23 protein-coding genes and 1 rRNA gene are annotated in these 23,587 nt (G+C 57.6%); 12 read left to right on the top strand and 12 right to left on the bottom strand.

What is annotated here, in order from left to right; all coding sequences use genetic code 11:
- Positions 1 to 38: 38 nt before the first annotated feature.
- From MWR57_RS07685 to fbp, 7 genes are all read left to right on the top strand, one after another.
- Entirely contained in the window at positions 39 to 2,129 is a 2,091-nt protein-coding gene (locus tag MWR57_RS07685) for a chemotaxis protein CheA (protein ID WP_423124218.1), read from the top strand.
- 134 nt (positions 2,130 to 2,263) lie between these two features.
- Complete coding sequence (locus tag MWR57_RS07680) at positions 2,264 to 2,818, top strand: chemotaxis protein CheW (RefSeq protein ID WP_423124217.1); 555 nt, start codon at positions 2,264 to 2,266, stop codon at positions 2,816 to 2,818.
- A gap of 175 nt (positions 2,819 to 2,993) precedes the next feature.
- A complete protein-coding gene (locus MWR57_RS07675) occupies positions 2,994 to 3,836 on the top strand; it encodes a CheR family methyltransferase (protein WP_423124216.1) in 843 nt (280 codons plus the stop codon).
- Entirely contained in the window at positions 3,824 to 4,345 is a 522-nt protein-coding gene (locus tag MWR57_RS07670) for a chemotaxis protein CheD (protein WP_423124215.1), read from the top strand. The genes MWR57_RS07675 and MWR57_RS07670 overlap by 13 nt, the downstream gene beginning before the upstream one ends.
- Before the next feature lie 5 nt (positions 4,346 to 4,350).
- Entirely contained in the window at positions 4,351 to 5,415 is a 1,065-nt protein-coding gene (locus MWR57_RS07665) for a protein-glutamate methylesterase/protein-glutamine glutaminase (protein WP_423124214.1), read from the top strand.
- A gap of 116 nt (positions 5,416 to 5,531) precedes the next feature.
- Positions 5,532 to 7,118 (top strand): response regulator, encoded by a 1,587-nt coding sequence (locus MWR57_RS07660; RefSeq protein ID WP_423124213.1) that lies wholly within the window; start codon positions 5,532 to 5,534, stop codon positions 7,116 to 7,118.
- Positions 7,119 to 7,273: 155 nt separating this feature from the next.
- Positions 7,274 to 8,299: a class 1 fructose-bisphosphatase gene (fbp, locus tag MWR57_RS07655; protein WP_423124212.1), complete on the top strand. Its 1,026-nt coding sequence runs from the start codon at positions 7,274 to 7,276 to the stop codon at positions 8,297 to 8,299.
- Positions 8,300 to 8,381: 82 nt separating this feature from the next.
- Here the strand turns inward: fbp and MWR57_RS07650 are convergent, their stop codons facing one another.
- Both MWR57_RS07650 and gltX read right to left on the bottom strand, forming a co-directional pair.
- Positions 8,382 to 10,064 (bottom strand): glutamine--tRNA ligase/YqeY domain fusion protein, encoded by a 1,683-nt coding sequence (locus MWR57_RS07650; RefSeq protein WP_423124211.1) that lies wholly within the window; start codon positions 10,062 to 10,064, stop codon positions 8,382 to 8,384.
- 31 nt (positions 10,065 to 10,095) lie between these two features.
- Positions 10,096 to 11,574 (bottom strand): glutamate--tRNA ligase, encoded by a 1,479-nt coding sequence (gltX, locus tag MWR57_RS07645; RefSeq protein WP_423124210.1) that lies wholly within the window; start codon positions 11,572 to 11,574, stop codon positions 10,096 to 10,098.
- Positions 11,575 to 11,857: 283 nt separating this feature from the next.
- Between gltX and MWR57_RS07640 the strand changes: the two genes are divergently transcribed.
- A complete protein-coding gene (locus MWR57_RS07640) occupies positions 11,858 to 12,193 on the top strand; it encodes a hypothetical protein (protein ID WP_423124209.1) in 336 nt (111 codons plus the stop codon).
- 61 nt (positions 12,194 to 12,254) lie between these two features.
- Here MWR57_RS07640 and era read toward each other — a convergent pair whose 3' ends face one another.
- Together era and MWR57_RS07630 are read right to left on the bottom strand one after the other, a co-directional pair.
- On the bottom strand, positions 12,255 to 13,154 hold the full coding sequence (gene era, locus MWR57_RS07635) for a GTPase Era (protein WP_423124208.1): 900 nt from the start codon (positions 13,152 to 13,154) through the stop codon (positions 12,255 to 12,257).
- Between the two features lie 23 nt (positions 13,155 to 13,177).
- The gene (locus tag MWR57_RS07630) at positions 13,178 to 13,360 is read right to left on the bottom strand and encodes a hypothetical protein (RefSeq protein ID WP_423124207.1); all 183 of its coding nucleotides are present in this window, start codon (positions 13,358 to 13,360) and stop codon (positions 13,178 to 13,180) included.
- Between the two features lie 186 nt (positions 13,361 to 13,546).
- Here MWR57_RS07630 and MWR57_RS07625 point away from each other — a divergent pair, with 186 nt between their 5' ends.
- Positions 13,547 to 15,541: a ribonuclease catalytic domain-containing protein gene (locus tag MWR57_RS07625; protein ID WP_423124206.1), complete on the top strand. Its 1,995-nt coding sequence runs from the start codon at positions 13,547 to 13,549 to the stop codon at positions 15,539 to 15,541.
- Here the strand turns inward: MWR57_RS07625 and MWR57_RS07620 are convergent, their stop codons facing one another.
- The 4 genes from MWR57_RS07620 to ychF all read right to left on the bottom strand — a co-directional run bounded on the left by MWR57_RS07620 (position 15,542) and on the right by ychF (position 18,470).
- On the bottom strand, positions 15,542 to 15,712 hold the full coding sequence (locus MWR57_RS07620) for a dual CXXC motif small (seleno)protein (RefSeq protein WP_423124205.1): 171 nt from the start codon (positions 15,710 to 15,712) through the stop codon (positions 15,542 to 15,544).
- 177 nt (positions 15,713 to 15,889) lie between these two features.
- A complete protein-coding gene (pyrE, locus tag MWR57_RS07615) occupies positions 15,890 to 16,441 on the bottom strand; it encodes an orotate phosphoribosyltransferase (RefSeq protein ID WP_479723956.1) in 552 nt (183 codons plus the stop codon).
- A gap of 33 nt (positions 16,442 to 16,474) precedes the next feature.
- A complete protein-coding gene (locus MWR57_RS07610) occupies positions 16,475 to 17,359 on the bottom strand; it encodes a DUF4438 domain-containing protein (RefSeq protein WP_423124204.1) in 885 nt (294 codons plus the stop codon).
- A 16-nt stretch (positions 17,360 to 17,375) separates the two neighbouring features.
- Complete coding sequence (gene ychF, locus MWR57_RS07605; protein ID WP_423124203.1) at positions 17,376 to 18,470, bottom strand: redox-regulated ATPase YchF; 1,095 nt, start codon at positions 18,468 to 18,470, stop codon at positions 17,376 to 17,378.
- Between the two features lie 148 nt (positions 18,471 to 18,618).
- On the opposite strand from ychF, the gene MWR57_RS07600 reads away from it, so the two are divergent.
- Complete coding sequence (locus MWR57_RS07600) at positions 18,619 to 19,086, top strand: DciA family protein (protein WP_423124202.1); 468 nt, start codon at positions 18,619 to 18,621, stop codon at positions 19,084 to 19,086.
- A gap of 45 nt (positions 19,087 to 19,131) precedes the next feature.
- On the opposite strand, the gene MWR57_RS07595 is transcribed toward MWR57_RS07600, so the two are convergent.
- The 4 genes from MWR57_RS07595 to MWR57_RS07580 form a co-directional block, all read right to left on the bottom strand.
- Entirely contained in the window at positions 19,132 to 19,818 is a 687-nt protein-coding gene (locus tag MWR57_RS07595; protein WP_423124201.1) for a PilZ domain-containing protein, read from the bottom strand.
- A 151-nt stretch (positions 19,819 to 19,969) separates the two neighbouring features.
- Complete coding sequence (gene dtd / locus MWR57_RS07590) at positions 19,970 to 20,419, bottom strand: D-aminoacyl-tRNA deacylase (protein WP_423124200.1); 450 nt, start codon at positions 20,417 to 20,419, stop codon at positions 19,970 to 19,972.
- Entirely contained in the window at positions 20,395 to 21,186 is a 792-nt protein-coding gene (locus MWR57_RS07585; protein WP_423124199.1) for a 16S rRNA (uracil(1498)-N(3))-methyltransferase, read from the bottom strand. The genes dtd and MWR57_RS07585 overlap by 25 nt, the downstream gene beginning before the upstream one ends.
- A gap of 4 nt (positions 21,187 to 21,190) precedes the next feature.
- The gene (locus MWR57_RS07580) at positions 21,191 to 22,111 is read right to left on the bottom strand and encodes a 50S ribosomal protein L11 methyltransferase (protein ID WP_423124198.1); all 921 of its coding nucleotides are present in this window, start codon (positions 22,109 to 22,111) and stop codon (positions 21,191 to 21,193) included.
- 164 nt (positions 22,112 to 22,275) lie between these two features.
- Between MWR57_RS07580 and larB the strand changes: the two genes are divergently transcribed.
- A complete protein-coding gene (larB, locus tag MWR57_RS07575; protein ID WP_479723955.1) occupies positions 22,276 to 23,058 on the top strand; it encodes a nickel pincer cofactor biosynthesis protein LarB in 783 nt (260 codons plus the stop codon).
- A gap of 457 nt (positions 23,059 to 23,515) precedes the next feature.
- Positions 23,516 to 23,587, top strand: a 16S ribosomal RNA gene (locus tag MWR57_RS07570); the annotation flags it as partial.

Here is a 23,587-nt window from a genome sequence, read left to right as displayed (position 1 = left end):
TTGTTTTTCCGGGATACCGGCGACCAAGAAGGTGAAACATGGCTGATACCGAATACGCAGAAGTTTTTCGCGAGGAAGCAGGCGAATTGCTTGAAGAGTTGGAAACCTCTCTGTTGGAATTGGAGAAGGATCCGGCCGATCTCAAGATAGTGAGCCGGGTTTTCCGAGCAATGCATACCATCAAGGGGTCCGGAGCGATGTTCGGCTTCGACGATATCGCCGGATTCACCCATCATGTGGAAACGGCTCTGGATAAGGTCCGGGACGGAACGGTGCCGGTGAGCACCGAGCTGATCGATCTGACCTTGGCCTCGCGGGATCATATCCGCGCCCTGCTCGATGCCGCCACCGGCGGAGGCGAGGCCGATCCCGCCGAGGGGGAGCGGATCATCACCGGGCTGCAAGCCTTGGTTGGCGGCGGCGCCCAGAATCGGGCCCAGGAGATTGTTGCTCCGGAGGCCCCGACGAAGGAAAAGGACCCCACCGAGGGCAGGCGCAGTCATTACCGGATTTCCATTAAGCCGACGCCTGAGTTTTTTGTGGGCGGCTATACCTTGGAAGCGCTGATCGGAGAACTTGACACGCTGGGAGAAAGCACGGCGTTTATGGATGCCGAGCAGGAGGGCGGCGGGGTACTCATCCTGCTCACCACCGACATGGGGCTCAATGCCATTGAAGATGTGCTGGTGTTTGCCGAATCGAGTTGCCAGGTGGCGGTGAGGGTGCTTGCCGTCGAAGGAGAGGAAGACCTTGAGGAGCACAAGAAGCTCGGCCAGATCTTGCTGGAACGGGGGGAGATTTCCGCCGATGATCTGACCACGGTGCTTGCCCAACAAAAACCGTTGGGCGAACTGCTGGTCGGGGAGAAGCTTGTCTCGCGAACCAGTGTTGACGCAGCCCTTGCCGAACAGAAATTGGTCCGGGAGGCCAAGGAAAAAGCGACGGTGGCCAAGGGTGCGGAAAGCATCCGGGTTGCCTCGGAAAAACTGGATCAACTCATCAATCTGGTGGGAGAATTGGTTGTCACCCAGGCCCGGCTGACCCAGGTTGCCTCCAACAACAAGGACGCCGATCTTGTCGAGCCGGTGGAGGAGGTGGAGCGCCTTACCGCCGAACTGCGGGATTGCGTGCTCAACATCCGGATGCTGCCCATCGGCACCACCTTTGCCAAATTCAAGCGACTGGTCCGGGATCTTTCCGCCGAGCTGGGCAAGGAAGTGGTCATGGTCACCGAGGGCGCGGAAACCGAACTGGACAAGAATGTCATCGACCAGTTGGGCGATCCCATGGTCCATCTTATCCGCAACAGTATCGATCATGGGATCGAGTCCCCGGAGGAACGGGAGCTGGCCGGTAAGCCGCGCAAGGGCACCATTTCCCTTGCCGCCCAGCATTCCGGGGCCAATGTCGTCATCACCGTCACCGACGACGGCAAGGGGCTTGATGCGGAGAGGATCCGGCAGAAAGGCTTGGAAAAAGGACTGCTCCGGGCGGATACCGAACTGAGCGAACAGGAGATCTGGAACACCATTTTTACGCCGGGTCTTTCCACGGCCAAGACCGTTACCAGCGTCTCGGGACGGGGGGTGGGCATGGACGTGGTGAAAAGCACGGTGGATGCCCTCAAGGGTTCGGTGTCGGTAACCCGGAGCGTCAAGGGGCAGGGCACCACCATCACCATCATGCTGCCCCTGACTCTGGCCATCATCGACGGTCTGTTGGTGCAGGTCGGAGAAACCTATTTTGTTCTCCCCCTTTCCCAGGTGGAGGAATGCGTGGAATTGACCCAGGAGGATATCGCCAGATTCCATGAACGGCGGATGCTGCCGGTGCGGGATCAGCTCGTGCCCTATGTGCGTCTCCGGGATTTCTTTGCTATTTCCGGAGAACGGCCGGCGCGGGAGCAGATGGTGATCAGCCGAATCAACGGTGATCGCTTTGGCCTGGTGTTGGATGGGGTGGTGGGCGAGCACCAGACGGTTTTGAAATCACTGGGCTGGATCTACCGGAATGCCACGGGCCTTTCCGGTTCGACAATCCTGGGTAACGGTCATGTCGCCCTGATTCTTGATGTGGCCAATGTTATGCAGTGCGCCCGTCGGGAAGAGCATAATGCACTGGCTAATTGAAAAAAAGGAACAAGGTGAAAGGTGAAAGGATAAAGGATAAAGGGAAAAGGACTGATTTTTTAGCACCTTTCACCTTGCACCTTTAGCCTTTATCCTTATGCCTTGTGCTGAATAAAACACACGGGAGAGAAATCATGAGTGTAAAAAACGAGACGATTCAGTCGCAGGCCACGCAATACCTCACCTTCATGCTCCGGGAGGAAGGGTTTGCCATAGAAATATCCAAGGTCAGGGAGGTGCTTGACGTCACCACCATGACTAGGATTCCCCGGATGCCCGAGTACCTGAGCGGGGTCATCAACCTGCGCGGCAATGTGGTGCCGGTTATGGATCTTGGCCAGAAGCTGGGGATGGGAAGCATCGAATACACCAAAAATACCTGCATCATGATCGTGGAACTGGAAGTGGACGCCAACCTTGTGGAGATGGGGGTGCTCACCGATTCCGTGCAGATGGTTCTTGATCTCAACCCCGAAGACATCGAGTCTGTTCCGAAAATGGGAACCAATCTGAACACCGAGTTCATCAAGGGTATGGGGCGGCAGACCGAGGAGAAATTCTTGATCATCCTCGATATCGATAAGGTTCTGGCCAGCGAGGGCGAAGCGGCCCTGCGGGAAATGGACAGCACCGCCTCGGTCCAGGCAGTTGGCTCCTCGCCCGAAGAAGCTGTCGGCGCGGAAGCGTAGAAAGGCGAGGTAGAAGGCTAAAGGTGAAAGGCTCAAGGAGCATGAATAACCGAGAAGTCCGTACCGGACCTTTTGCCTTTAGCCTTTTGCCTTTAGCCTTCTACCTTTCACCTTGCCGGTATTTGGGGGACGCATGACTTTTTCCGGAAATAAGGGAAGTTCAGGGGATTGGTCCGTGCATTCACCGGCCTTGTCCGATCGGGATTTCAACCGATTCAGCGCCTTTATTTACGAAACCTGCGGCATCAAACTGCCTCCCATCAAAAAAACCATGCTTTCCGCCCGGTTGCAGAAGCGGCTGCGGCAGCTCCATCTGGATTCCTTCTCCGCCTATCTCGATTATGTATTGAGTCCCGATGGCCAAGCCAGGGAACTGTGCCACATGATCGACGTGGTCAGCACCAACAAGACCGATTTTTTCCGAGAGGCAAAGCATTTTGATGTCATGACCTCTCTCGTTCTCCCCGACTATGTGCAGCGGATGACCCATTCGGCCCACAAGACTCTCCGGATATGGAGCGCGGGCTGTTCCAGCGGCGAGGAGCCGTACACCATGGCCATGGTCCTGGAGGAGTTTTTCTCCCGGTATCCGGGGCTGGATTATTCCATCTTCGCCACGGATATCTGCACCGAGGTGCTTGCCAAGGCGGAAGAGGCTATCTATTCCGATGATGTGGTGGCGCCGGTTTCGGCGGTGTTCCGCAATAAGTATCTGATGAAGGGAAAGGGCGCGCATAAGGGATTTCATCGGGTTGTCCCGGAACTCCGGCGCAAGGTGGAATTCCGGCGGCTCAATTTCATGGATCGGGATTTCGGCATTGACCGGAAGATGGACATCATCTTTTGCCGGAACGTGATCATCTATTTTGACCGGAAAACCCAGTGTGCGCTGTTTGAAAAATTTTATCGTCAGCTTTCTCCCAAGGGCTATCTGTTCACCGGGCATTCGGAAACCCTGGAAGGCATAGGAGACCGGATGGATCGTATCGCCGCGGCGGTGTATCGATGCCGCAAATAAGAGATATCCTCGATACGGATCTCCCGGTGGTGAACCTCCACCCCGGCGAGCTGTTTGTCGCCCAGGAGCCGACCCTGATCACCACCATCCTCGGCTCCTGCGTTTCGGTGTGCCTGTTTTGCCCCAGGCAGAAGACCGGGGCCATGTGCCATGGCGTGATGCCGGTTCGAGCGGATTTGGATGTGGAGGATAGCTTTCGCTTTGTGGAGAGTTCGGTGCGATATATGGTTGAGATCCTGACCCACGGCGATGTTTTGTGCCCCAACGCCGGGCTGGTGGCAAAGATCTTTGGCGGGGCGGATGTCCTGGATTTCCGCTTTGGCCCGGCAACCGACGCCAGAAGCATTGGCGCCATGAATATCAAGGCGGCGCGAGAGGCTTTGGCCCGATACAATGTTTCCATTGCCGTGGAGGAGGTGGGCGGCGTACATGGTTGCAAGCTCTTTTTCTATACCCACACCGGCGAAGTTTTGCTGCGGCGTATTCCCCGTTCTTCTGTCCCAGGGTGATGTCGATGTCTCATGGTAAAATCAGGGTGCTGATCGTCGATGATTCCGCTGTGGTGCGGCAGACCTTGACCGATACGTTGCAGTCGGACCCGCATATCGAGGTGATGGGAGCGGCCAGGGATCCCTATGTGGCCGCCGATCTTATCGCCAAGGAGGTGCCGGACGTCATCGTGCTTGACGTGGAGATGCCGCGCATGGACGGGATCACCTTTCTCCACAAGCTCATGAGCCAGCATCCCATCCCGGTGGTCATGTGTTCGACCCTTACGGAGAAAGGGGCGGAAACCACGCTCAAGGCCTTGGAGTATGGGGCCATCGACATCATTCAGAAGCCCAAGCTTGGCACGAAACAGTTCATCGAAGAGTCCAGAATCCGGATCTGTGACGCGGTCAAGGCCGCATCCAGGGTCATGGTCAAGCGCATTGCCGCCAAGCCCCATCATGTGGAAAAAAAACTCACCGCCGATGTCATGCTGCCCCCGCCTTCCTCCACCGCCATGGTGCAGACCACGGAACAGGTGGTGGCAGTGGGCGCCTCCACCGGGGGCACGGAAGCCCTGCGGATATTTCTTGAAGCGCTGCCCGGGGATTGTTCCGGCATTGTCATTGTTCAGCACATGCCCGAGGGGTTTACCCGCGCCTTTGCCGAGCGATTGAACGGGCTCTGCCGCATCCGGGTCAAGGAAGCGCAGGACGGCGACACCGTGTTGCGCGGCCAGGCCCTGATCGCCCCCGGCAACCGGCACATGCTGCTGAAACGCAGCGGCGCCCGCTATTTCGTGGAGATCAAGGACGGTCCCCTGGTCTGCCGGCACCGGCCCTCGGTGGATGTGCTTTTCCGTTCCACGGCCCGCTATGCCGGAAAAAATGCCATCGGCATCATCATGACCGGCATGGGCGATGACGGGGCGCGGGGGATGGCCGAGATGCACCAGGCCGGCGCCTACACCATCGCCCAAGATGAGGCGTCCTGCGTGGTTTTCGGGATGCCCAAGGAGGCCATCGCCCTTGGCGGGGTGGAAAAAATTGTGCCTCTTGAGCGGATTGCTCCCCTGATAGCCGGGAAATGAAAAAAAAGATTCTAAAAAGGAAGCCTGTGTAATAGTATATTACCATATTGAATGGACACGCTTTTGCCTGTGAAGGGCTGGGCAAGCCGGAAGGATAACGAGCGAGAAGGAGTACCATGGATCTCTTAAAGGATTTTGCGCAAAAAGATATGATCGAACAGATCATCTGCCTGGATGAGATCAAGGAATCCAGGTTGGTGGAAGCCATCCCTGGCTTGTGGAATCTGTATGCCAATCCGCTTGGAGATCAGGCGGTCGATGAAATGGTCTACCACACCATTTTTGATCTGCTTGCCGGACGGGAGCAGGAGATCATCGCCGGTCTGGAGCATCAAGCAGCGGCTGTCCGTCTCCTCTGCATCCGAAGGGCGGCCGACGGTGGTTCCGCCGCCCTTCAGGCCGCGCTGGTCAAGCTCCTTGGCTCGGCGACGGACAACGAGTTGGTCTCCGAGATCATTCGGGCTCTGTGCAATTTCAAGGATGCGGGTCTTGTCGATATTCTGCTGCCGTATCTCAAGCATGATGATTATTCCGTGGTTGCCTGGGCCATGCGCTCCCTTGCCGCCACCCATGACCCCAAAGTCTGTAATGCCTTGATGGCTTTGGTTTCCGAGAGCAAGGAGGTCCAGAAGGTTGATGCCGGGTGCGACCTGCGCACTGCCCTGGCCGTGGAAAACCTCGCTAATTTTCCCGGCGACACGACGGCTGATTTTCTCATCGGGTTCATCCACCACGCCAACCCCTCTTTCCGGCGGGTCGTGATCTCCACCCTTGCCGGCATGGGGGAGGGGATTCTGTCTGCCTTGGAAAGATGTCTCGATACCGGTGACAAGGATGAAAAAATCATGGCGGCCAACGTCATCGGCATGACCGGGAAAAAACGGGGCGCCGATATTCTGGTCGCCCATCTGGAAAATGCCGGAGAGATCAACCTTAAATTCGCCATCTATGAAGCGCTGGGAAGGATCACCTCCATGCGCAGCGTGATTGGCCTGACCGACGGCTTGGCCGAGACGGATGATCTTGTCCTCATTGCCGTGGTAACCGCCCTTGATCATCAGTGCAATCCGGGGGTGGTCAAGATGCTGAACGAGATCATCGCCAGGGGGGATGCCCAGAGCGGGCGGGTGCTTTCGGCCATCATTACCTCCCACGCCCGGCAGCTCTTTGCCGCCCTCTATAAAGATGGCGGACAGCGCCTTGCCGTGCTTGGCGCCTTGGGGAAATCCGGGGATCATCAAGCCATCGGCGCCTTCCGGGCCGAACTGGAGAGGATCGGAGGAGACCAGGCTGCCAAGGATATTCAGGAATTGAGCCTCGCCGATGTCGGCGCCAAGGAAAAACGTATTCTTGCCGCGGATGACTCCAAGGCCATGCTCTTCTTCTATAAGGGGGTTGCCGCGGACCTCGGCATGGAGCTGGTCACGGTGGAAGACGGCAAAAAAGCCTTTGATTATCTCCAGATAGACAGCGAATTCGACCTGATCATCACCGATATGAACATGCCGAACATGGACGGTATCGAGCTGACCCGCGAGATCCGGAAAAAAACGGAATGGGCAAAGATCCCGGTGTTGATGGCGACCACCGAATCGGAGAAAACCCAGTCGGAACTGGCCCGGCAGGCCGGGGTGACGGATTTCATCACCAAGCCCTTTTCCAAGGAGGATTTCAAGGCGAAGATCGGGCAGATGTTTGCCTGAAAGGTGCGCCATGGTCTTGGGAAACACAGAGTCTGCCCCTGGGCAGGCTCTTTTTGTTTGACCCGCCGGTGTTTCTTCCGTACTATTCCACAGGGCATACGTCCTGCCAACCCAGCCTTTGCGCTGAATTTTTTTGATCCTGCATGGGGAAGACAATGAGCAAACCGTTTGGAATTACCGTAAGCCGTCACATCATGGACAGCCAGCGTCTGCATCCCGAGGCCACCGGCGATCTGTCCGGTCTGCTCAGTGAATTGATCGTGGCTGCCAAAACAATCAACGCCGAAGTCAATATGGCCGGGTTGGCAGATGTACTGGGGATGGCCGGAAAAACCAATATTCAGGGCGAGCATGTGCAAAAGCTCGATGAGTTGGCCAACAACGCCATCAAGCGCCGTATGGCCCGCTGCGGCTATATCTGCGTGATGACCTCGGAGGAGGAGGCGGATATCATCCCGGTGGCCGAGGGGAGTGCGGGCAAATATACTCTGGCCTTTGATCCGCTGGACGGCTCATCCAATATCGATGTCAATGTGAGCATCGGCACCATCTTTTCCATCCACCGGCGCAAATCCACCAACGATCATACCCCACAGGGGGATGAAGCCGATCTGCTGCAAAAGGGGCGGGAGCAGGTGGCTGCCGGGTACATTATCTACGGCTCCAGCACCATGATGGTATTCACCACCGGCGAAGGGGTGCACGGCTTTACCCTTGATCCCAGCGTGGGCGAGTTCTTCCTCTCACATCCCGACATCAGGATTCCTGAACGGAGCAAATATTTCAGCGTCAATGAGGGGAATTACAACTTCTGGAACAGCGAAGTCAGAAGGTTCGTGGAATACCTGAAGGAAAACGACAAGGAAACCGGACGGCCCTACAATGCCCGGTACATCGGCTCATTGGTCGCTGATTTTCACCGCAACCTCATTGCCGGAGGAATCTTTCTCTATCCCCGCGACAATCGGAATCCGGCCAAGCCGCACGGCAAGCTGCGCTTGCTGTACGAGGCCGCGCCCCTGGCTTTTTTGGTGGAACAAGCCGGGGGGCGGGCCATTACCGATGATGGCGTGAATATCATGGATATTGAGCCGAAATCCTTGCACCAGCGGGTGCCGCTGGTTATCGGCTCCCGCCATGAAGTGGATTTGTTCGAGGAGATTGTGTCCGGAAGCAGGTGAAAGGATCAAGGAGCAAGGTTAAAGGATAAAACCGGCTGGCGCGGGGAACGAATTTCTCGCGTTTTTATTTACCTTGAATCTTTTACCGCGCGCCTTTTACCTTTTCGTTATCCCGCAAGGTGACCGTCCGGTTGAACACCGGGCTACCGTCCTTGGAATCCTTACTGTCCACGCAGAAATATCCCTGCCGCTCAAACTGGTAATGGCTGCCGGGCTGGGCATTGGCCAGGCTCGGCTCCACCAGGCAATCTGTAAGCACCACTAGAGATTCCGGATTGACAAATGTTTTGAAGTCCGCCTCGCCGGCGTCCGGGTTTTCCTCGGTGAAGAGGCGGTCGTAGAGGCGCACTTCCGCAACCACGCCATGGGCGGCGGAGACCCAGTGGATGGTGCCCTTGACCTTGCGGCCATCCGGGGCGGAACCGCCCAGGGTGGCCGGGTCGTAGGTGCAATGCAGCTCGATGGTCTCGCCGCTGAGTTCGTCCTTGATCACCTTTTCGCATTTGATGAAGTAGGCGTAGCGTAGCCGCACCTCCCGTCCTGGAGCCAGGCGGAAGAATTTCTTTGCCGGCTCCTCCATGAAATCTTCCCGTTCGATATAGATCTCCCTGCTAAAGGGCACAGCTCGTTCGCCCATCTCCGGCTTTTGCGGGTGGTTCTGGGCAGGGAGGTTTTCGGTGCGGTCTTCGGGATAGTTGGTGATCACCACCTTGAGCGGAGCGAGAACCCCCATGACCCGGACAGCGGTCTCGTTGAGATCCTCACGCACGCAATGCTCCAGCAGCGCCACATCCACCATGCTGTCTTTTTTTGCCACCCCGATCTTGTCGCAGAAGTTGCGCAGCGCCGCCGGAGTATAGCCGCGGCGGCGGATGCCGGAGAGGGTCGGCATGCGGGGGTCGTCCCAGCCGGAAACATGCCCCTCGTTGACCAATTGCAGAAGCTTGCGCTTGCTGACCACGGTGTAGCTGAGATTCAAGCGGGCGAATTCGATCTGCCGCGGGTGGCAGGGCACCGGCAGGTTGTCCAGGGTCCAGTCGTAGAGGGGCCTGTGGTCGGCAAATTCCAGGGTGCAGAGCGAATGGGTGATCCCCTCCAGCGCATCGGAAATGGGGTGGGTGTAATCGTACATCGGGTAGATGCACCAGGTGTCGCCGGTGCGGTGGTGGCTGGCATGCAGGATGCGGTACAGGACCGGATCGCGCATGTTCATGTTGCCCGAGGCCATGTCGATCTTGGCCCGCAGCACCCGGGTGCCATCGGGGAATTCCCCGGCCCGCATGCGGCGGAACAGATCGAGATTCTCCGCCACCGGCCGGGCGCGGTAAGGGCTGTTCTTGCCCGGTTCGGTGAGGGTGCCGCGGTAGCTTCGGGTTTCCTCGGCGGAAAGATCGCAGACATAGGCCTTGCCGGTGGTAATCAGATGCTCGGCATATTGATAGAGCTGCTCGAAATAATCCGAGGCAAAATAGAGATGTTCTCCCCAGTCAAAGCCCAGCCAGCGGACATTGTCCTTGATGGACTCGACATACTCCTGCTCTTCCTTGGTGGGGTTGGTATCGTCGAAGCGCAGGTGGCAGCGTGCCTTGGCGTTTTCCTTGGCGATGCCGAAGTTAAGGCAGATGGACTTGGCATGGCCGATATGGAGATAGCCATTGGGCTCAGGCGGGAAGCGGGTGACGATCTGTTCGTGCCTGCCTGCGGCGAGGTCGTCGGCGATGATGGCGCGGATGAAGTCCTGTGACTGAGTCTCGTCGCTGGTCATATGAGTATTTCCCGTAGAGTTTGGCTGACGTTTATCCGAAGTACTGCGTTGCGCCCTTGAGCCGGGACACAACCCGCTGCTTGCCGAGCTGGGCAAAGACCTCGAACATGCTCGGCCCCTTGACCTGGCCGGTGATCACGGCCCGCGCCCCGTTGACCAGCACCCCCACCTTTACCCCGAGCTCCTCGGCGAACTCCCGGCAGACCCGCTCCGTCTCATCGTGGCTGAGTTCCGGCAGGGCTTCGAGGCGGTCGGCCAGCTTGGGCAGCCACTCCTTGAGATCCGGATGTTTCAGCACGTTCTTGGTCAGGGCGGTTTCGTCCATGGCAAAGTCGTCGGCAAACCAGGCCCGGCCAAGGGAGGCAAAGTCCTTCAGGGTGTGGAACCGTTCCCTGGTCATGTCCAGGGTTTTCAGGAACCACTGCCGCTTTTCGCCATCGTAGGCCGCGTCCCACAACCCTTCTTTTTCAAAGATATCCTTAACCAGCGCGCCGATTTCCTCGATGGGCAGGGTGCGCAGGTAATGGGCGTTGATGTTGATCGCCTTGGGATCGGTGAAGAATTTGGGGTCGTCCTTGCGGTAGTTGAAGATGGAGTTGGACCGGGTGATGCCCGAAAGATCGAAGGCCTCGATGAGTTCTTCTCGCGAGAAGATCTCGCGGTCGTCCGGGGTGGACCACCCGAGCAGGACGAGGAAGTTTGCCAGGGCCCAGGGGAGAAACCCTTGCTCCCGGTAAAACTGGACCGAAACGATCTCGCCGTGGCTGCGCTTGGAGATCTTGGCCTTGTTCAAATCAAGGGTCAGCGGCATGTGCGCGAAGGTAGGCAGCTCCGCACCTAGGGCCCGATAGAGCAGGATCTGGCGCGGGGTGTTGCTCAGGCCGTCCTGGCCCCGGATGACGTGGGTGATGCGGTCGCGGATGTCGTCCACCACGTTGCAGAGCAGATAGAGCGGCATGCCGTTGGAGCGGACGATGACGAAATCCTCGATATCCTCGTAGGCGCGTTCAACCCGGCCATAGACCTGATCGTCAAACCCGACCTTGCCCGTTTCCTGGGGCACTTTAAAACGGATGACATAGGGGAGCCCTTGGTCCTCCTTTTCCCGGACCTGTTCGGGGCTGAGCCTGCGGCAAACGCCGTCGTACCGGTAGTCGCCCTTGGCAGCGGCGGCGGCTTCCCGTTTGGCTTCAAGCTCGTCCTTGCTGCAAAAACACTTGTAAGCATTGCCGTCTGCCAAGAGTCTTTCCGCCGCAGCTCTATGCTCTGCGGCATATTCCGATTGGAAATAGGGGCCTTCATCCCACGTCACCCCAAGCCACTCCAGGCCGTCGAGAATCCCTTGGATGGATTCCTGGGTGGAGCGTTCCGCGTCCGTGTCCTCGATGCGCAGCACCAGCTTGCCTCCGTGCTTGCGGGCAAACAGCCAGTTGTAGATGGCGGTTCTGGCCCCGCCGATATGGAGATAGCCGGTCGGGCTGGGTGGGAAGCGGACGCGAACTTCGGGCATGGTGTTCTCCTTGCAAAAAAATGAGCAACGCGGAGCAGGGGCTGCGCATTGCGGACGGATCGTATTCAAACTGTGTTTTATATATCGTTTTACCGGGTTATTCAAGAGGATGCTTGGGAAAAAGCAGGGGGAGGCGGGCTGGAGATGGGGCTGAATAATTTCCCCTCAAGGGATTGCTTTATCTTTAATGAAAACTATAGTAGTATAATAACGTAACTATCCGCCGGCAGTCAGCCAGGGTGTTACAGCAAAACGGATGTTTACGCTCACAGGAGGTGGAACAATGCCTTTGGATCCCAGCGCCACTTCAGTACAAGCCAATGTCAGGACCGAACGGCCCGCTTCTCCGTATGCCGAGGCAGGAGGAGCAAAGAAGACGGACAGCAACCGGACCGAATCCGGCCAGACCAGTCAGGCATCCCCCGATGTCGTGACCAAGATCTCCGCCGCCGCCCTGGAGGCTTCCAGAGCTGTTGCCCAGGCTGACCAAGCGGCGGACCAGAATGCCGCGGAAGAATCGCTGCGAGCGCGGGAAAGGCGGGAACCTCCGCCGCGACAGCCCGAGGAGCAAAATGCTCGAATGAAGCAGCGATCACGCGGGGTGAACGTGGTTGTCTGATCTGTAAAAAAGAAAAGCTGTAAACGGGGGGCGATTCTCAGGAGTCGGCCCCCGTTTTTTGTTAAAAGCCGAGTTCCCTCAGAAAGCGCGGGTCGCTGGTCCAATCTTTTTGCACCTTCACCCACAGCTTGAGCAGCACATGCTGGTCAAGGAGAATTTCGATATCCTTTCGGGCTGCCTGCCCAAGCTGTTTGAGCTTGCTGCCGTTCTTGCCGATGATGATCCCCTTTTGCGAATCCTTTTCCACATAGATGGTGGCGTGGATCGTGATCAGTTGCTTGGCCGTGTTTTCCTTGAAGCTCTCAATCGTCACCGCGGTGGAATAGGGGATTTCCTGGCCGGTCAGCAAGAAGATCTTTTCCCGGATGATCTCGGCGACAATGAATCGTTCCGTGGCATCGGTGGGGATATCCTCGGGGTAGAGGCGCGGCCCGGTGGGAAGCAGGCTGCAGAGCTCCCGGATGACCAGGTCGGTGCCGTCGTTGGCTTTGGCCGAAAGGGGCAGGATCGCTTGGAACGGGTAGAGCCCCTGATAAGTGGCGATGATGGGCAGCAGCTTTTCCTTGTCGATGAGGTCCATCTTGTTCAGCAGCAGCAGCACCGGTTTGTCGAGGCCCTCGAGGCAGCGGGTCAGGGTGGTGCCCGTGCTTGGCAGGGGCATGGTGACGTCCACCATGAAAACAATGGCATCCACCTCAGCCAGGCTGCCCAGGGCGATTTTCACCATCTCCAGGTTCAAGGGGCTTCTCGCCTTGTGGATGCCCGGTGTGTCCAGCATGACGATCTGGTAGTCCGGGCCGTTGACGATGCCCAGGATTCGGTTGCGGGTGGTCTGGGGCTTGGGCGAGACAATGGATATCTTCTGGCCGAGCAGGCTGTTGAGCAGCGTGGACTTGCCCACGTTGGGAGGCCCGATGAGGGCGACAATGCCTGATTTGACCTGTTCCGGGGAGCTGTTCATGGGGGTCGTTGCGCTCGTGTGTGTTAGTAAGAAAAATACAGTGTTACATACCAGTATTCCTGATTTTCCGCATCCCCTCTCTTTTTAGCGGTTATGGAAAAAGATGACAACCACGGGAATAGCTGGTACACATTGGCCAGTTTTTCGTAATCGTTCAGCAGCACCACATCTGCTTCGCAGTCTCGCGGTGCTCGCTTAGCTGTCATCGGCCTGCTCATGTGCAAACAGCACACTTCGCAGGTCTCTTCCTCGCATCTGCGGCAGCAGCGAAGCGGCGCTGCTGAACGGTTACGTTTTTTCCCCGACATTAGCCGACCGCGCAGCCGGAATTTTCCTCAATTGTATCGGACAGAGTTTCCGGCGCGTTTTCTTTCATTACAAGGGCACATCACATGGGTTTGCAGGGCGCAATCATTGAATACATGGAGCAGGGCAGGTTCATCTGTGCCATGGTTCTTGATGAGGACAGCAAACGGCTGCGTTTGATCAATCAGAACGGCAGGGAGGTGAATCTTCCCCTTTCCCGCTTGCTGCACCAATCCGCAAAGCGCCATTCTCTTACGCTCAGCAGGGATGAGCAACTCCGTTTGCTCAAGGAGGCAGATCAGAACCGGCAGGCCATGCTGCCGCAGATCGATCTGGCCGGAATCTGGCAATTGGCCAGCGAGGAGGAGGGGGCAAGCTTCAGCCCCGCTTTTCTAGCCGAGCTCGCCTTTGGGGAAGACGCCACGGATAACCATGTTGCCGCCTTTCTCCGTTCCATTTTTGTGGATCGCCTCTATTTTAAATACAAGGAGGGCCAGGTGCTGGCCCACGGTCCGGAGGCGGTTGCCGGGTTGCGTCTGAAGCAGGAACGGGAAAAGGAGCAGGAGGCCCTGATGAGCACTGGGGCCATGATGCTCAAGCGCCTTTGGGATGGGGATACCGCAACGGAGTGGCCGGAACGCGACCGCTGCCTCGCTCTGCTGAGCGATTACTATGTGTTTGGCAACGAGGCCGAAGAGAGCGAGCTTGCCCGGGAACTGCTGAAAAAAGCAGGACTCACTGGACCGCACGATGTCTACCATCTCCTGATCAGGAGCGGGGTCTGGCAACCCCATGAAAATGTGGCCCTGCTGCGCTATGCAATCCCGGTGGATTTTTCCGGGGAACTCAGCGCTGCGGCTGCCCAGGCACCAGAGCCAGTGGCCGAAGAGCTTGTCGGCAGAAACCGGCGGGATTTACGGGAGCTTCCCCTGCTCACCATCGATGGCGAATCCACCCGGGATTATGACGATGCCCTGCATGTGGAGCGAAGGGGCGACGATTTCCTGGTGGGCATCCATATCTCCGACGTGGCCCATTACGTTATGCCCGGGACGCCCATTTATGCAGAGGCTGTCCGGAGGATGACTTCCCTCTATTTTCCCGAAACCCAGATCCCCATGCTGCCAAGAGCGCTCTCCGAGGGGGTGTGCAGTCTGGTCGCCGGCAAGGCGCGGGCGGCCCTGAGTGTCATGGTGCTGCTCAGCCCCCAGGGCGAGGTGCTGGAGTTTGATCTTATCCCGAGTCTGGTCGAGGTAAAGCGGCAGTTGAGCTACCCGGAGGCGGAGCGGCTGGCGGCAAGCGGCGATTGGGAGTTGCAGACCTTGGCTAGGCTCAGCGAGCAGCTCAAGCAGCGGCGCATAGAAAAAGGGGCGTTGCTCCTGCCGGTGCCGGATGTGAACATCAGCATCGATCCGGAAGGCAAGGTCTCGGTGGCTCTCTCGCCGGTGGACACCATCTCCCGCAGCCTGGTGGCGGAGTTCATGGTGCTGGCCAATACTCTTTCCGCCCAGTTTGTGGCGGACCGTCAGGCCCCCGGCCTGTTCCGGGCCCAGGACGATCCCCATCAGCGGCTGATCGCGGGCGGGGAGAAGGATCTGTTTTCGATTTTTCGTCAGCGCAAGCAGCTCAAGCCCGGGGAGCTTCTCGTCTATCCCAAGCCCCACAGTGGCGTCGGGGTCATGCAGTACACCACGGTCACTTCCCCCATCCGAAGGTTTCTCGACCTGGTTATGCAGCACCAGATCAAGCAGTTGCTCTCTGGCCGGGGGGCGATGTTTTCCGCCGACGAGCTCGCGGGGGTTGCCGGGGATATCAACACGGTGCTGGCCAGGGTCAGCCAGGTGCGGCGCACCCGGCACCGCTACTGGCTGCTCAGATATCTGGAGCAAAAGGTTGGGGCAAGGGTTGAGGCGCTGTTGGTCAACAAGGGGCCCAAGCGGATCAATCTGACCCTGCTTGATTGCCTGTTGGATGCCGATATGCCGCCGAGTCAGTCGTTGAGCGCAAAGCCGGGGGATGTCGTTTCGGTGCGGGTGGCCAAGGTCGATGCCCTGGATAATGTGCTGCGGCTGGAGTGGTAATCAGTCGTAGATGATGCAGGTCCAGCGGGAGAGGATCTCTTCGGTTTCCTCATCCAGTTGGTCCGCCACTTCGTGGATCTGGTATTCGTGTCCGCATTTTTGGCACCGCATGCGGACCCTGCGGCAGGACCGGGAAACCTCCAGCCTGCCCTTGCATTTCGTGCACTGCATTGCGTTATCTCTTCCGTATCCTACTGTGTAAAACTATTTTAATGCCGGAATTGGACTAACCCCACGGAATGTAACTGTTCAGCAGTGCCACAGATGCGAGGAAGAGGCCTGCGAAGTGTGCTATTGCACATGAGCAGACCGATGACAAAGCAGATGCGGTGCTGCTGGATAGTTACACTATTGCAGCAGGGTGTGCCGGGTAAAGATCGCTTCCAGCCGGTAGCCTTTCTCGGCCAGCGCCTCGGCGCCGCCTTCCAGCCGGTCCACCACGGTCACCACCAATCCCACCTTGAAGCCAGCCGCCTCCACCCGCTCGATCACGGTGAGCAGGGTGCCGCCCGTGGTGACCACGTCTTCGAGCAGGGCAACGGTGCAGCCCTGCGGCATGTTGCTCAAGCCTTCGATGTACTGGCCGGTGCCGTGGCCCTTGGATTCCTTCCGTACGATGAAGGCGGGAATGGGCGCCTGTTCCAGATGGCTCACCACCGAAACCGCCGTGACCAGAGGATCGGCGCCCAGAGTCATGCCGCCCACCGCGTCGATCTTTTCCGGGTTGTTCGTGATGATCTCGAAGATCAGCTTGCCGCAGAGGTACGCGCCTTCCGCGGACAGGGTGGTCTGTTTGCCGTCGATGTAAAAATCCGATTCCCTGCCGGAGGAGAGGGTGAATTTCCCGTGGCGGTACGATTTGGTCAGCAGCAGTTGTTTGAGTTGTTCTCTGTGGTTCACGATGCTTCCTTTTGTCTTGAGGGAATAGGCGGATTATTTCATCTTGGCAAAATAGGTGGTCAGGTTTGCCTTGGCGCTGATCTTGGGCGCCAGCAACCCGTCCTTTGAGGTCATGGCGATCATCACCCCCGGGCCATGTCCGGCCAGCACGCAACTGGCATGGACGACAATGCCGATCACCACGCCGCCGGTCTTATAGATCCGGCCATAGGTGGCGTCCGCGTCCAAGATGGCGACGAAATCACCGAGCCGCAGGTCAGTCAAGCCGTATTCCTTGACAATACCCTGGTCGAACATCTGGATGTCGTAGTCGCCGCTGTGGCTGTGGGAGGCGCCGATGCCGGAACCCATGATCTTGGCGGGTACGGTGTGGGTCACCGGAACCTCAAGTTTGCCATCTTTGAGTTTTTTTAGCGGCATGGCGGCAAGCAGGGCCGGGTCCAGGTTCAGCACCTTGATCCCGGGAAAATCCGGAAGGTTCAGCCCGCAGCCGCACGCCTTGATCTGGATCTTGTCGCCGATGGTGAGCCGCTCCAGCACCTCCGGGGAAAAATCCACCAGCACGTGTTCGATGCCGCCATGCTTGCCCGTCACCCGGCCGGTTTCGCCCTTGGCGTCGCCGGAAACCACCTTGGCGAGGTTGCCCACGCAGGAAAATTGGTTCAAGGCCCGGTTGGGGCCGGGCTGCCCCTGAACTTGCGTGAAGTTGCTGATGGAAACCGCAGGCTCCACATGGTCGCCGAATTTCTCTCCGGCCAGATCCCCGATTCGCAGGTTGTAGGTGATGCCGCCCACGCCGGGGTAGACGTCCGAATGCCCGTCCGGGTTGATCCTGTAGGGGTTGATCCCGCCCTGGGGGGAGGTGATCTCGCCGATCACGGACTGGCAGATCAGTTGTTCCGTATTGGTTTTAATCATCGTGCGTTCCCTGCTGTTAGACGTTGAAGCGGAAATTCATGCAGTCGCCGTCCTGCACCACGTATTCCTTGCCTTCCAGCCGCAACAGGCCTTTTTCCCTGGCCTTGGCCTCGCCGCCGCAGGCCACGAAATCCGCGTAGGAGATAACCTCTGCCCGAATAAAGCCGCGTTCGAAGTCGGTGTGGATAACCGCGGCGGCCTGCGGGGCCTTGGTGCCGCGCTTGATGGTCCAGGCCCTGGTTTCCTTTTCGCCCACGGTGAAGTAGTTGATCAGCCCCAGCAGCTCGTAACCGGCCTTGATCAGCCGGTTGAGCCCAGGTTCCTCAAGGCCGAGATCGGCCAGGAAATCCTGGCGCTCGGCTACGCTCAGGGCGCTCAATTCCTCTTCAATCGCCCCGGAGATCATGACCACGGAGGCGTTTTCCTCAGCCGCCGCCTTGCGGAGCGCATCCACCCACTGGTTGCCGGTGTTGATCTCCGCCTCGCTGACATTGGCCACATAGAGGATGGGCTTGGCGGTGAGCAGGCAAAGCTCCTTCATCAGCTTTTGGCCCGTGTCGTCGAGCTCGATAACCCGGGCAGGTTTGCCGTCATTGAGCAGCCCGTGCAGTTTTTCCAGGACAACCAGTTGCGCCTTGTAGACAGCATCCCCGGATTTCGCCTGGGAGGCGGTTTTGGTCATGCGCCGGCTCACGGTGTCGAGGTCCGAGAGGATCAGCTCGGTGTTGATCACCTCCCGGTCGCGCAGGGGATCGATGCTGCCCTCCACATGCACGATGTTCGTATCTTCAAAACAACGCACCACATGGGCGATGGCATCCACCTGGCGGATATGGCCCAGGAACTGGTTGCCCAACCCTTCGCCCTTGCTGGCGCCGCTCACCAGACCGGCGATATCGACGAACTCCATCTGGGCGTGGACCTTGACCTTGGTCTTGGCCATCTCGGCCAGGATGTCGAGCCGGGCATCCGGAACCGGCACCATGCCCACGTTGGGTTCGATGGTGCAGAACGGGTAGTTGGCCGACTCGATGCCCGCCGAGGTGAGGGCGTTGAAGATGGTCGATTTGCCGACATTGGGCAGGCCGACGATGCCACAGCGAAAGCCCATGGGGAAGTCCTTGTTGTTGCGGTTCAATAAAAAAAAGTGGCCGGAAAATGACCGAAAATTGTGAGCAGTATATAATGATTTCTTTGCAATGCGGCAAGGGTTGTTTACAATCCAGGGACTAAATCCCACTCAATCAGGCGCAAATACCATGGCTGCTCCCGAAAAAATCATCCGCATCGATTCCCTGTTTGCCGAGCTGTTTAAAAAAAAACAATGGGACAAGCGCTTGGCCTTGCACGCCGTATTCCGGAACTGGCCGCAGGTTGTCGGTCCGGAGCTTGCGGAGCGGACCGCACCGCAGGTGATTCGCGGCACGGTGCTCTGGATCGCGGTTTCCGACTCGGTTTGGATGCAGCAGCTCCATTTGCAAAAGCAGTCCTTGCTCGAACATGTCAATGCGAATGTGCGTGGTTCCGAGAAGATAAGCGACATCCGCTTTCAGATAGATGCGGCCCTTGGCGAGGAAAAGATGGTTGCGGAGAGCCCGCAGCCGCCTGCTTCTCCGCAGCCGATTGATCCTGAGGAGCAGAAGGGCTTTGAGCGGCTGATCGGCGCCATTGGTGACGCGGAGTTGCGAACGCGCCTGCTCGCCTTGTGGCGAAAAGCCCACCGGTAAGTACGGTTGCGATGAGTCGGTCCGAAGAACACCCGGACGGTGTTTTCAGGTCGCGTTCGGCGGGGAATTTTCGATGGAGCAAATGGCAAGGTAGCGTTCGAGATTTTCCAGGTCCGTGCCCCTGAGCGTGAACTGAATGCCGAATTCCCTGGTCTCCTGATCAATCTCGATAATCTGGCGGACAATGGCTTCCGGGGCGGTGGCTTTTTCCTCAAAATCGCCAAATTTTAAACGAAGGGTCATGCTGAGCGGGCTGAGTTTGTCTCCTTTCTGGATATGCTGGGAAAATTTCCCCACCACCCGTGCCCCCTCGATGGAGATGTTTTTTATCGTGCCATGATTGAGATACTGGCTTGCCTTGCGGGTGAACGTCGCAACGGAGCGCGGGCTTGTTGCATATCGGGGATGTTTCCTCCGTTGAATGATGATAATTGAGGTGGGGAAGCGCACTCCAAAGTCGCTGTTGGTTTCAAGCACGGGGGTAGCGTGGAAGCCGCGCATGGGTTGGTTCTGCTGTTGGTACAGAAGCAGGCACGGGTCTTTTGGCGCCTGGAAAGGGGCATTCTTGGTAAAAAGAAGGAGTGGTTCCGTTTCTTTGGTGAATATCTCGGAAGGCGTGAGTTTTTGCGGGTTCAGCCCCTTTTGGAAGAGGGTTACCGGGAGGCGCTGGCCGACAATCCGTACGATTTCTTCTCCAACGACCTTCGGGTCATCGGACCAAAGCTCTTGCATGTGAAGCCCCTCGCCGGGCAAGAAAGATACATGGTTTCGGGCGTAAACTGCGTCACCCGCATAGCTATAAATAAGCAAGAATATATAGCTATATTTGCAACGCTTGTAAAGCAGGGGTTGCAAATATATGGTGAAAGGAATGGGAGTGCGGCTAGAATTGCTTTTCCGTGTCCAGAAGCAGGGTCACCGGTCCGTTGTTTATCAGGGTTACGTCCATCATGGATTGAAACTTGCCGGTGGCCACGGTGATCTGTTTTGTGCGGATTTCGCGGATGAATCGTTCGTAGAGGCTCGCTGCCTCCGTGGGCGGCGCGGCTGTCGAATAGGATGGGCGTCTTCCCTTGCGGCAGTCGCCGAACAGGGTAAACTGGGAAACCACCAGCATCTCCCCTTGCACCTCGAGCAGGGAACGATTCATAAGGCCTTGCTCGTCATCAAAGATGCGGAGATTGACAATCTTGTCGGCCAGGAGCACCGCGTCCTGTTCCGAATCATTTTTCCCGACCCCGAGAAGCACCAGAAGCCCCGGTCCGATGGCGCCGCAGATCTGTCCATCGACTTGAACCGAGGCCTGGCTTACCCGTTGGACAACGGCGCGCATGGGCTTTTCTCCTGATCGTCCGGAAGAACCGGGTCGAGATTGCCAAGGGTAAATTGCAGAATTGCTGTTGCCGCAAGGGTTGCTGTCTCGGCGCGCAGAATGCGCGGTCCCAGGGAAACCGGGATAAAGCCTTCCTTCTGGGCGCAGGCAACCTCTGTCTCGCTGAATCCTCCCTCCGGGCCGAGAAGGAACAATACGGATCGGCAATCCTTGTTGTGGGGGGCAAGGACATCCTTTAATGTGTGCCGGGTCTCGTGCTCCCAGAAGATCAGCCGTGCGTCACAGGGGGGGGGCTGCGTTATGAGGTCGGTTACTTCTCTGGGGGTATGGATTTCCGGCGGCGTGGCCCGATCGCATTGCTTGCAGGCCTCGATAACGATGCGTTGCCAGCGATCCATCTGGGTGTCTCGTGGCTGTTTGTGGATTCCGTGTTCCGAGTAAAAGGGGTAGATCGCCTCAACGCCCAGCTCCGTGGCCTTTTGCAGGATGAGATCCATTTTCTGCCCTTTGAGCAGGGCTTGTCCCAGGTGCAAATGAACCTTGGGAGGAAGATCCCGGGTTTGCCCGATAATGGTTGCGGTTACCCGGTCTTTGAGGATGCGTTCGATGCGGGCCTGGTAGCGCGCGCCGGTCCCGTCAAAAAAAGTAATGGGATCGCCGGGACTCAGCCTGAGGACGGTCCGGAGATGGTGGGCTTCCGGGCCTGTCAACAGCGCGGTTTCTCCCGTGATATCTGCCGGATCTATGAAAAAGCGGCGCAGGCTCATGGGGTTATGGCCGTGTGAAGAGAAGGGCGCTCCATTCCCCTTCGCTGCGGGTTTCCAGATGCTTCAGGCCAAGAGCGGTATAGGTGGCGCGGATATTGTCGGTCTGGGGTCCGGTCAGGATGCCTGCCATGATGAGCTTGCCGTTGAGGGCCAAGTGCGCGGCAAGGGGAGCGGCAAGTTCAATGAGCGTGTCATGGATGATGTTGGCGATGACAAGATCGAACTGGCGGGGGATCTCTTCCAGGGCGACGCCATTTGCGGTAATGGTTGGCTGCAGCGCATTGCGCAGGATATTCTCCTCCGCCACCACCACCGCTTCCGGGTCGTTGTCGATGGCCAAGACCTCCTGGGCGCCGAAGAGGGCGGCGGCCATGGCCAGGATGCCCGTGCCGGTGCCCACATCGAGAACGGTTTTGGGCGGGGTGTTTTTATCGTGAAAAAGCGCCTCAATGAATTCAAGGGCCAGCTTGGTGCTGGCGTGGTGTCCTGTGCCAAAGGCCATGCCAGGGTCCATCTCGATCACCTTTTCCCCTGGGTTTGGCTGGTATGATTCCCAGGTGGGCTTGATAACAAGGTGGGCGGTGATCGGCAGGGGCTTGAATCGTTCCTTCCAGGCCTTGTTCCAGTCTTCGTCAGGGATGATTTCTGTTTCGAGCCGCGTTGTTCCCTCCCCAGGGGTGAGGTCGGCGAGTTCCGCAAGATACTCCGCGATTCTTTTCAGTTGTTCCTGGGCGTGGGGGCCATTTTCCACGTAGCCGACAATTTGTTCCTGGGCGGCATTGGCTGTCGCCACCGGGACCTGTTCGACTCCGCCGGTTAGTTGGCAGACAAAGTCGGCAATGGGGTCGGAGATGGTCTCGCCGGCGGTGATTGTGATTTTAAGCCATGATTTGGACGGTGGATGTGCTGGGCTTTTGGCTGGCATCGGAATCCCTGTGGGAAAGGTTGCGGTTGCAAGGAAATGCACTGAAAACTCTCTTAAAGTGCGTTACTCTACCGGATGCTGTATCCTCAGGCAAGATCTAGTTGAACCGAAGTGGATGATGGTTGTGTTTGTTTCTTATCTATATAAGGTGTCGAGGTTGCGGGATGGATGAAAAAAGGATGCAGAAGCTTCTTTACGAGGTGAGTTGCGGTGCGTGTACTGTTGCCGATGCCTTGGCGGAATTGAAGCATTTTCCCTCCGAGATGCTGTCCTGTGCCCACCTCGATCATCACCGGCGGTTGCGAACCGGGGTGCCTGAAGTGGTTTATGGGGAGAATAAGACCGCCGGTCAGATTGCCGATATCTTAAAAAAGCTTCTCGGTTTTTCTCCGGCGGTCATGGCCACGCGGGTAAGTCAGGAGAAGGGAGAGGCGGTTTGTCTGGAAATTCCGGGGCTTGTTTACCATGGGGAGGCCCGCATGGTGACGGCGAAGATGGAAGAGCCTGAACCGGAAGCAAATGGCGGGGAAGGTCTTATTGTGGTGCTCACGGCCGGGACTTCCGATATCCCGGTGGCGGAGGAGGCATATGTTACCCTGCGTTGCCTTGGGCATGCGGTCGAGAAGTTATATGATGTCGGGGTGGCTGGAATACATCGGCTGCTTTCGCGCCGTGATCTTCTCGACAAGGCGTGCGTATTGATAGTGGTCGCCGGGATGGAAGGAGCTTTGCCCAGCGTGGTCGGTGGTCTGGTGGATAAACCCATTATCGCCGTGCCTACCAGTGTTGGCTATGGGACAGGTCTCGGGGGCATTGCCGCGCTTCTGGGTATGCTCAATAGTTGCGCGCCGGGGATCGCCGTGGTGAATATTGACAATGGCTTTGGTGCGGCATGCATGGCGGCAAGTATCGGGCGGCAAATCCGCAGACAGAAGGGGAGATCTTGATTATTTTTTTTTCAAGACCAAGCCGAAGATGCCACTATTTCAGGTTTGGGCAAGGGGGAGATTCGGGAGGGGCTTCGCAGAAAAACAACGAGTTACAGAGCGGCTCTTTGCCGGGCCCGTGTTTTTTGAGATTTCCGTAATATTGCTGTTGACAAGGGGGGGCGGTTCGGCTATTTTGGCCCCCGAACGATAACCCGACACCATGACGAGAGGCTGTGCAAAACGTCAGAAAACATCTTGACGGGCTCCGGTGTTTCGGTTATCTTCTTTTTTTCGCTCCAACGAGTGGGCGGCCTCGGTTTTCCGGGGCGCAGCGATCATTGAAAACTGAATAGTGAGCAAAGTAAAAGATGGGCCCCAAGAAACCGGAGCTTTAAGCTTCGGGAGTTTTTATTGCATTAAAGAGATCAGAATCTCTGTTGAAGAATAACGGGTCTTTAAGACTTGTTAAGATATTTAACTGGAGAGTTTGATCCTGGCTCAGATTGAACGCTGGCGGCGTGCTTAACACATGCAAGTCGAACGAGAA

This window comes from Hydrosulfovibrio ferrireducens, from assembly GCF_046883345.1.
Lineage (GTDB): Bacteria > Desulfobacterota > Desulfobulbia > Desulfobulbales > Desulfurivibrionaceae > Thiovibrio > Thiovibrio ferrireducens.
Note: the sequence above shows the minus strand (reverse complement) of the source record. Positions and strands in the feature narration are given on the sequence as shown.